We start from the raw sequence: 7,733 nt of genomic DNA, 5'->3' as shown, positions 1-7,733 counted from the left end.
TGTTGCGCGACGTTGAGGATGTGCATGACGCCGACGTTCTCAGCGTCGAGGAAGCCTGTGAAACGACCCCGGCGGCCGTCAGGCCGCCGGGGTCGTGGTGAACACGGTGTCGGCTCGATGCTCACGGTGTCGCGGGGGTCCCGGTGTTCGCGGGGCAGTCGTGTCGGTGGGGCGGGGGTCCTATGACGTTGAGGACGGGGTCTTCCCCTTCGGGGATTTCGAAGACGAGAACAACGCCAGAGGACGTGGCCTGGACCGAGCACTGGTTGGCGAAAGTCAGAGGCGCGTAGGGCTCCCAGGCGCAACCGGCGCGGTCGAGAGATTCGGTCACGTCGGCGTACTTGAGGTTGCCGGGGAAGGTCTCCCTGCCGACGAGGCCGACAGGGAGATCGATGTCATCACGCCAGGTCTGCAGACAGATCAGGATGATCTTCTGGCAGCGGCAGACGCTCAGCTCGAGGTCGCCATAGGCGAACAGACGTGGCCATGATCGACGCTTTCCGATGACCACTTCGAAGGGCTTGCCCAGGGCCGCGGTGACCTCGTCCCAGACCGCGCCGTTCGAGACCGGGCCCAGTTGTCCCGCCCTGGCCAGTTCCGTAACGACATCGAGTAGCTCCATGGGGCGGGAGCCTGTCATCTGCAGCGATGGGCTGTCCAGCGGCTTTGAGCAGGGTCAGGTCGCGGGAGGCGACGGAACGCGGTGTCGCTCTCCTGGTCACTCTGTCGCGTGTGTCTCGGTGATGGCGGTCCGGGTGGAGGACTCGTCGACGATTCCCTTCTCCTCGGTGAAGGCGGCGATGAGGGACTGCCAGGCGATGTTGTTGACCGAGCGGGGCAGGCCGCGACTGGTGAGGTGGATCAGTTCGACGGCGTCGTCGGAGAACAGGGTGTCCTCTCGCCCGGCGATCGTGAGGTGGTGCTTGATGTAGCTGGCGGTCTCCTCCTTGCTCATCGTGGGCATCTGGTAGCTGATCGAGATCCGCTGGTCCAGGGCAGCCAGGACGCCGTGCTTCATGCGTTTGCGCAGGGTGGGCTGGCCGATCAGCAACACCGCGAACGGCGTCGTGGAGTCCATGTCGTAGTTGGTGAGCATGCGGATCGCGTCCAGTTCCTGGTGGTCGAGGAGGTGCGACTCGTCGATCACGACGGCCGGCGTCCTTCCCCGTTCGTCGACCTCGGCGGCCAGTGCGGCGGATGCCTGGGTGGCGAGAGCGGCCAGGTGGAACTTGGGGGTCCCGCCGAGGCTGGTGACGATGCGGTCGTAGAGGCCGCGCATGCCGACCTCGGGGTTGGGCTGGTAGATGACCGTGAACCGGGCCGGGTCGAGCGAGGCGACGGCGCCCTTGAGGGCGACGGTTTTGCCGGATCCGACCTCGCCGGTGACCACGCCGATCGCCCGGTTGTTGATGCACCAGGCGATGCGGGCGGCGGCTTCCCGGTGGGAGTGGTGCTGGTGGAGCATGGACGGGGCCAGGTTGCGGCCGAAGGGGACGCGGGTGAAACCGAAGTACCCCTGAACGCGGTCGATCATCGCGGTCCCCGCCCGTCGTCCATCAGGGACGAGTAGTTGATGCCCTTCGCGGTGTTCGCCTTGTGGGTCTCGTCGAGGATCTTCAGGTAGTCGATTCCAGTCGGCGGGGCCGGCTCCGGAGGTGTCTCCGGCCTCGCCTTCGGATGGGTATGGCGGCCCACCCGGTGCGGGACGGCTTTGCCCGTGCTCTTGCCCGAGGTCCTCACCTCGATCTCGGTCAGGTCGAACGGGTCGAAGACCAGCTCGACCTTCATCCCGACCAGCATCGGGTCGACCTCGTAGGTGTTGCCGTGCAGGCTGACCGTCGCGGTCTTCGTCACGGTCCGGAACTCCGACCACAGAAACGCCTCCCGAAGATCAGCGGGGCTGGGCAGCGGAAGCGGCCGGGGAATCGAACCCAGCCACCGTTCGATCGGAGGCTGCCCCGTCTCCGAGTGCACCGTGCGGTGATAGACCGTCTCCACCCACGCGGTGAAAAGCCTGTTCAGCTCGGTGAGATGCTCAATCTGGCCGACACGTTCCTCATCGAGCTCGACCAGGAACTGGTCACGGACGGTGCGGAAGAACCGCTCGATTTTCCCTCGGCCCTGAGGCCGTCCGGGCTTGGAATGGGTGAGGCGGATGGCCAGGGACGCGCATGCTCGCAGCAGCCACGTGTCGACGAACGCCGACCCGTTGTCGACGTAGATCGACTCCGGGACTCCGCGGGCAGACAGCGCCGGCCGCAGGGCGGCGGCCAGGCGGACGGTGTCCTCGGCGAACCCGAACCGGTGGCCCACGATCGCGCGGCTGTGGTCGTCGATGAACGCGAACAAGTACGTCTTCCGTCCACCGATCTTCGGCCCGTGGAGAGCGTCCCCGGTCCACAGCTCGTTGCCCCGCGTGGCCTCGAACCGGCCGAACACACTCTTCTCGCCGCCGGCGCCGGTCAGACCGGCGTCAGCGAAGTGCCGCTGCAGCGTCCGGTCGGTCGGTGACCAGCCCTGCGTGGTCCGCAGGATCCGCTGGATCTGCGCGGCCGTGCGGGCGGGGTTCTCCTTCTTCAACGCGGCCGCCAGCTCCAGCACCTCCACCGGAGTCCGCGGGGTCACCTGCCGCTGAGCGGGCACCAGCGCGGGGAAACCGCCCGCGCGGTAGTGCCGAGCCCAGCGGTCCAGCGTGCCGCGGGCGACCTTCACCTGCCGGCCGAACGGGTCGGTGTGCTCTTTCGCGGCCAGTTCCCGGGCGAGTTTCCCGCGCTGGCGTGTCGTGAGTTTCGTGTCGATCAAATTTTGGATCAGGCCGTAGCGGAACAGGCCCACCTGCCGGGCCCGCTCCGCCCGGCGACGGTCCTCGTCCTCACTCGGTGACATAGGCAACCCACCTCACGTCTCGAACAGAGCCCGCCGCTGAGCCAGCGGACACGATCAAGACTTCCGGCACCCTCCGATCCCGCCCAGGGGCGGCCCGTGTTGATCAACTTGCTGGCGAAGTGCAGGTCAGGACGCGGCCGCCTATCGCCCGGCCGGCGAAGGCCCATAGCGACACGGTGTTCATGGTCGGCCACTTCACCGCAGCCGCCTGGTGGGCCGCCGCGATCACCGAGACCGCGTCCAACAGCGGCGAGGCCGCCGCCTCGGGCATCACCGGATCGTCCGCGAGCGCGACCAGGGCAACGGTGAAGTACCGGCGCACGCCCTCTGCCCTGCGACGGAAACGGCGGATCCAGCCGCGGACAGTCCCCTCTGCCAAGCCCAGGCACGCGGCGATCTGGCGGTGCCCCATTCCCAGGGCCGCTATCTCCAGCCCGGCCCCGATCACCTCGGCCGCATCCGTCCGCCGCGGCCAGAGCACATCCGGCAACAGCACATGCGTGACCTGGCAACCCGTACAGCGCGAACGGCGAGGACATACGAACAGCCGGGACCCGAGATCCCCGCGGATCTCCCGTGACCGCCCGTGGCCCCACGGCGCAAGCACGGCCCCGCACGACGGACACGTCAGTTCACCGGCCCGCAGCCGGCGTTCCACCCGGACGACATCGGTGTCGACGATGAGCACTTGCTACCTCCACCTCGTGCACACGGTGTCGTCGTGCACGAAACGAGATCAGACTGCCCACCAAGATCAGCACTCATGTCCACCGCGAGTGTCGCCAACCCCCGCCTTCATGCTCATCCAGAGAGTCGTCCAACACTGCACCTGATCGAGACCAGCCCAGGGCCGGTGCCGCCGGTGACGCTGCCCGGAGCCGATGCCACCGAATGGCAGTGGCTCACCACGTGCGCCGACCAGCTCGCCTTACGCCTCCAGGACGGCGGTGACGCCCGCGCGTACGTCGTCGACTCCCCCACCGGCGGCCTCGCCACCTGCGCCCTCGGTCTGGTCCACGCCGTCCCCGGCCCCGAAGTACCCCCAGGGGCTGGCCGTGCGGATTCACGCGGTCGCCACCGACCCCACCCACCGGCGCCACGGCTACGCCAAGGCTGCACTCGCCGCGCTCCTCGACCACCTGGAGCGCGATGGGGTGACCTTGTACGAGCTCTACGCCAGCGCCGGGTCAGCCCCGCTATACGAGGGGCTCGGCTTCGCGGCCGACCCGGCGCTGATGCGCATGACCCGCTTCGCGGCCCCGAGCGAGAGGAGCGGCTCATGAGCCGACAGTGGCTGCCTCCTGAGGAGTTCGCCGCGACCCTGCCGAAGGCCACGATCTTCGGAGCCGTGTTCTTCACCGACGAGGATGACCGACCCGTCCAGCTACGAGCCACGTATTCCAACACCCACCCCTGGCAGTGGCCGGGCGGCGTAGCCGAGACCGGCGAGCGCCCCTGGGAGACCGCCGTGCGTGAGTGCCGGGAGGAGACCGGAATCCACGTACCGGGACCGCCGAAACTCCTGGCCACGGTGTTCGGGCTGCCGGGGAAGGACTGGCCGCTGGCCACGGTCGAATTCGTGTTCGACGGCGGCCGACTTTCCTACAGGCAGCTTGCCGAGATCGTGCTGGACCCGAACGAGCACGACCAAGTGCGCGCCCTGACTGTGCCCGAGTGGCGGGACCTGATGCCGGGACGGGACCACGCACGGCTCGAGGCCGTCATGGCCGCCCGCCGCGCCGGGATCCCTGCGTACTTCGACACCTGGGACTGGAGGTCTGAATGAGCATCGTCCTGATGTCCGACCCGCAGGTCGCCGCGATCCCGGTAGCCGAGAACGGCGAGCCCCTAGCCGACGTCTGGGCCGGCGGAGAGCTCCTCCTCGATGACCGGCGCTCCGACCCGGCATACGCCTTCGCCCACCTCCGCTCCGGTGTCCTGGACCGGCTGCTGCACGCCCAGTCGCTCCTGCCCGACGGTCTGCGTCTGCTCGTCGTCGAGGGGTTCCGGCCGCCGGCGCTGCAGCAGCGGTACTTCGAGGAGTACGCGGCCGAGCTGCGCGCCGCCAACACCGGCTGGAGCGTGGAGCAGCTGCGGGCGCAGGCGAGCCGGTACGTGTCACCGCCGGACATCGCCCCGCACAGCGCCGGCGCGGCCGTCGACCTGACCCTCGTCAATGCGGACGGCACCGAGCTGGACCTGGGCACCCGGGTCAACGCCAGCCCGGAGGAGAGCGCGGGCCCCTGCTACACCGTCGCCGACGGCCTCTCCCACCAGGCGCGGCTGCACCGCGCCACCCTGAGCCGTGCGCTCACGGCCGCAGGGCTCGTCAATTACGGGACGGAGTGGTGGCACTGGTCGTTCGGCGACCGCCACTGGGCCCTGATGACCGGAAAGGCGGCGGCCCTCTACGGACCCGTCTCCCAGCACCCCGCCGATCTCTCCTGAGCCACCCGACGAAGTGAGCAGGGACCGCATGAGCAGCACGCACACCGCGCTGGACTGGCACGCCCACTACGAGGCCGGCCGCGACTTCCGACCGCTGACGAACGCCGAGAAGAACGTACTCACCGAGCACGTGACCCTGCCGGAGGACACCCAGGAGGCCCGGGCCTTGGACGTGGCCTGCGGGACCGGCGAGCTCGCCCGCTTCCTCGCCGCGGCCGGGTACCGCGTCGACGCCGTGGACTGGGCCCGCTCCGCCGTCGAACGCGCCACCGCGGCCTCGGAGGGGGTCATCTGCCACCAGCTCGACATCACCAGCGGAGACCTCTCCTCCCTCTCCCCCACCGGTACCGGCTATCGGCTCATCACCATGCGCCGGGCCCTGGCCCACCTGCCCGACCGCACCCGAACGGTCGCCGAACTCGCCGCCCTGCTCGACGACGACGGCACGCTGTGCGTGATCACCCCGCACGCCGACCGGCACCCGGAGGAGCTGCGCGGGATCTGCCTGGACGACGCCGAGATCGACCTCCTCGCCGACGGCTGGCAGCACACCGAGCGCATCGAGGCCGGCGACTCCACCGTCCTGCTGCTGCGCGGGCCCAATACCGACCCCGTCACCTACAGCGAGAAGCGGACCCCGAAACCGGCCGCCATGGCAGGCGTCGCCGTCGTGGTCACCAACGAGCACGGGCAGGTCCTCCTCGGCTGGAACCCCTCCCGCAGCGTGTGGGACCTCCCCGCCGGCAAGGTCGAGCCGGGCGAGGCGTTCGAGGCCACGGCGGTACGCGAACTCGCGGAGGAGGCAGGCCTGCACGCCCAGCCGGAATCCGTGCTCCTGCTGGGCACGCTGTGCGACGCCACCCACGGCTTCACCCGCATCACCGAGATCGCCCGCATTGCCGACTACACCGGCCACCCCACGGCACGGGAGCCCGAGTTGATCACCCGGTGGGAGTGGCACACCCCATCCGCCGTGCGGAGCCTGCCGCAGCCGCTGTTCACCGCTTCCGCCCAAGCCCTGAACGTGGTGTGGCCTGGTCTTCTGCCGGAGGCCCCGGCCGCGCACCACACGCCCCGGCCCACCGGAGACGTGCCGCTGACGTTCACGGAACCGTCCACGGCGGTCCGTCTCCGCGAGCAGCTGGTCCGGGACCTCACAGAAGCCGGGTGGACCAACACGCCCGAGCTGCGGAGGGCTTCACGACGGTGCCCCGACACGCCTTCCTGCCCGAGCAGCCGCTCGCCCGGGCGTACGCCAACGAGGCGGTGGCCACCGTATTCGACAGCACTGGGCGGTCGATGAGTTCGGTGTCGCAGCCCGAGATGCAGGCGGCCATGCTGCGCCGGGCCAACCTCCGGCCGGGCGCGAGCGTCCTGGAAATCGGAGGCGGCGGCTACAACGCCTCCCTCATCGCCGAACTCGTCGGCCCCCACGGGTCGGTGGTGTGCGTGGAGATCGACCCGTACGTGCACGCCCGCACCCAGCGCTTCCTGGCCGAGACCGGGTACGCGGACAGGGTGCGGCCCGTCCTCGGCGACGGCACCCACGGCGCCCCTGGGCACCTGATCCCGGAGAACGGCTTCGACGCCATCATCGTCACGGTCGCCTCGAACGACCTGCCCTGGCGCTGGACCAGCCAGCTCGCGAATGGCGGGCACCTGGTCGTACCGCTGCGAATCGGCGGATTCACCCGAGCCGTCGGGCTTCGCAAGGAGGACTCAGTGCTGGTCTCCACTGAAATCAGCCCGTGCGGTTTCGTACCTATGCAGGGCGCCGGCCGTTGGGACGACACCCCGACCCTCATCGGGGACACCGGCTACGGGATCCGCTGGGAGGACACCCCGCCTGCCCCACTCGACGGCCTGGACCGCGCCCTCACCGCAGGCGGGGTGGAGCTGTGGACCGGGGTGACGGTGCGCGGCGGCGAGTCGTTCGAAGACCTGCAGCTGTGGCTGGCCACTGCCCTGCGCGGCTTCTGCCGGATGGACGGCGATCCGGACCGCCAGGGCCCAGTACGACTCCCGAAGAGGTCAGGCGCCGAAGCCGTCGTCCTCGGCCGCTCGCTGGCCTGCCTGATGACGGAACGACGTGAGCACGACGAGGCCACCGGCACGTCCACGTGGGAGTTCGGGGTCCAGGGCTTCGGACCGGACGGCAAGGCCGCCGCGGACACCATGGCCGCCGCAGTCCATACCTGGGACCGGCATCTGCGGGGCGGGGCCACGCCCCGGCTGACCGTGGTGCCCGCAGGAACTCTCTGCCGTCGAACTTCTGCTCCGCCGCGAAGCCGCTCGCCAGGACAGCGGGTCCGGGGAAGGACTCGGCGGCCTGGGCGAGCATCGGCTCGAAGGGAGGGGTCAGGACCACTCGGGGTTGGCCTCCTTCACCGCCGCTCCGG

At 69.7% G+C, this 7,733-nt stretch carries 9 protein-coding genes; 5 read left to right on the top strand and 4 right to left on the bottom strand.

Features of this window, described 5'->3' with window-relative positions; translation table 11 throughout:
• Positions 1–121 precede the first annotated feature (121 nt).
• The 4 genes from AB0F82_RS38380 to AB0F82_RS38365 all read right to left on the bottom strand — a co-directional run bounded on the left by AB0F82_RS38380 (position 122) and on the right by AB0F82_RS38365 (position 3,574).
• Positions 122–622 (bottom strand): hypothetical protein, encoded by a 501-nt coding sequence (locus AB0F82_RS38380; RefSeq protein WP_362636410.1) that lies wholly within the window; start codon positions 620–622, stop codon positions 122–124.
• A 96-nt stretch (positions 623–718) separates the two neighbouring features.
• Positions 719–1,534 carry an ExeA family protein gene (locus tag AB0F82_RS38375; RefSeq protein ID WP_362636407.1) on the bottom strand — a complete coding sequence of 272 codons (816 nt, stop codon included), beginning with the start codon at positions 1,532–1,534 and terminating at the stop codon, positions 719–721.
• Positions 1,531–2,886, bottom strand: a complete 1,356-nt coding sequence (locus AB0F82_RS38370; RefSeq protein WP_362636404.1) for a DDE-type integrase/transposase/recombinase — start codon at positions 2,884–2,886, stop codon at positions 1,531–1,533. Before AB0F82_RS38370 ends, AB0F82_RS38375 begins: the two co-directional genes overlap by 4 nt.
• 103 nt (positions 2,887–2,989) lie before the next feature.
• Complete coding sequence (locus tag AB0F82_RS38365) at positions 2,990–3,574, bottom strand: DUF6431 domain-containing protein (protein WP_362636402.1); 585 nt, start codon at positions 3,572–3,574, stop codon at positions 2,990–2,992.
• A 367-nt stretch (positions 3,575–3,941) separates the two neighbouring features.
• Here AB0F82_RS38365 and AB0F82_RS38360 point away from each other — a divergent pair, with 367 nt between their 5' ends.
• The 5 genes from AB0F82_RS38360 to fxlM all read left to right on the top strand — a co-directional run.
• Positions 3,942–4,169 carry a GNAT family N-acetyltransferase gene (locus AB0F82_RS38360; protein WP_362636400.1) on the top strand — a complete coding sequence of 76 codons (228 nt, stop codon included), beginning with the start codon at positions 3,942–3,944 and terminating at the stop codon, positions 4,167–4,169.
• Positions 4,166–4,672 (top strand): NUDIX hydrolase, encoded by a 507-nt coding sequence (locus tag AB0F82_RS38355; protein WP_362636397.1) that lies wholly within the window; start codon positions 4,166–4,168, stop codon positions 4,670–4,672. The genes AB0F82_RS38360 and AB0F82_RS38355 overlap by 4 nt, the downstream gene beginning before the upstream one ends.
• The gene (locus tag AB0F82_RS38350) at positions 4,669–5,334 is read left to right on the top strand and encodes a M15 family metallopeptidase (protein ID WP_362636395.1); all 666 of its coding nucleotides are present in this window, start codon (positions 4,669–4,671) and stop codon (positions 5,332–5,334) included. Before AB0F82_RS38355 ends, AB0F82_RS38350 begins: the two co-directional genes overlap by 4 nt.
• 28 nt (positions 5,335–5,362) lie before the next feature.
• Entirely contained in the window at positions 5,363–6,637 is a 1,275-nt protein-coding gene (locus AB0F82_RS38345) for a bifunctional class I SAM-dependent methyltransferase/NUDIX hydrolase (RefSeq protein ID WP_362636392.1), read from the top strand.
• The coding region (gene fxlM, locus AB0F82_RS38340) for a methyltransferase, FxLD system (RefSeq protein ID WP_362636389.1) at positions 6,541–7,733 on the top strand (1,193 nt) is incomplete at its 3' end. The genes AB0F82_RS38345 and fxlM, both read left to right, overlap by 97 nt.

The organism is Streptomyces virginiae (assembly GCF_040638905.1).
Classification (GTDB): Bacteria; Actinomycetota; Actinomycetes; order Streptomycetales; family Streptomycetaceae; genus Streptomyces; species Streptomyces virginiae_B.
This window is presented reverse-complemented; position numbering and strand designations above follow the sequence as displayed.

What these genes read in the sequence shown, in the direction of transcription:
- AB0F82_RS38380 (WP_362636410.1), bottom strand. Translation starts at nt 622, where the DNA reads ATGGAGCTACTCGATGTCGTTACGGAACTGGCCAGGGCGGGACAACTG.
- AB0F82_RS38375 (WP_362636407.1), bottom strand. Translation starts at nt 1,534, where the DNA reads ATGATCGACCGCGTTCAGGGGTACTTCGGTTTCACCCGCGTCCCCTTC.
- AB0F82_RS38370 (WP_362636404.1), bottom strand. Translation starts at nt 2,886, where the DNA reads ATGTCACCGAGTGAGGACGAGGACCGTCGCCGGGCGGAGCGGGCCCGG.
- AB0F82_RS38355 (WP_362636397.1), top strand. Translation starts at nt 4,166, where the DNA reads ATGAGCCGACAGTGGCTGCCTCCTGAGGAGTTCGCCGCGACCCTGCCG.
- AB0F82_RS38350 (WP_362636395.1), top strand. Translation starts at nt 4,669, where the DNA reads ATGAGCATCGTCCTGATGTCCGACCCGCAGGTCGCCGCGATCCCGGTA.
- AB0F82_RS38345 (WP_362636392.1), top strand. Translation starts at nt 5,363, where the DNA reads ATGAGCAGCACGCACACCGCGCTGGACTGGCACGCCCACTACGAGGCC.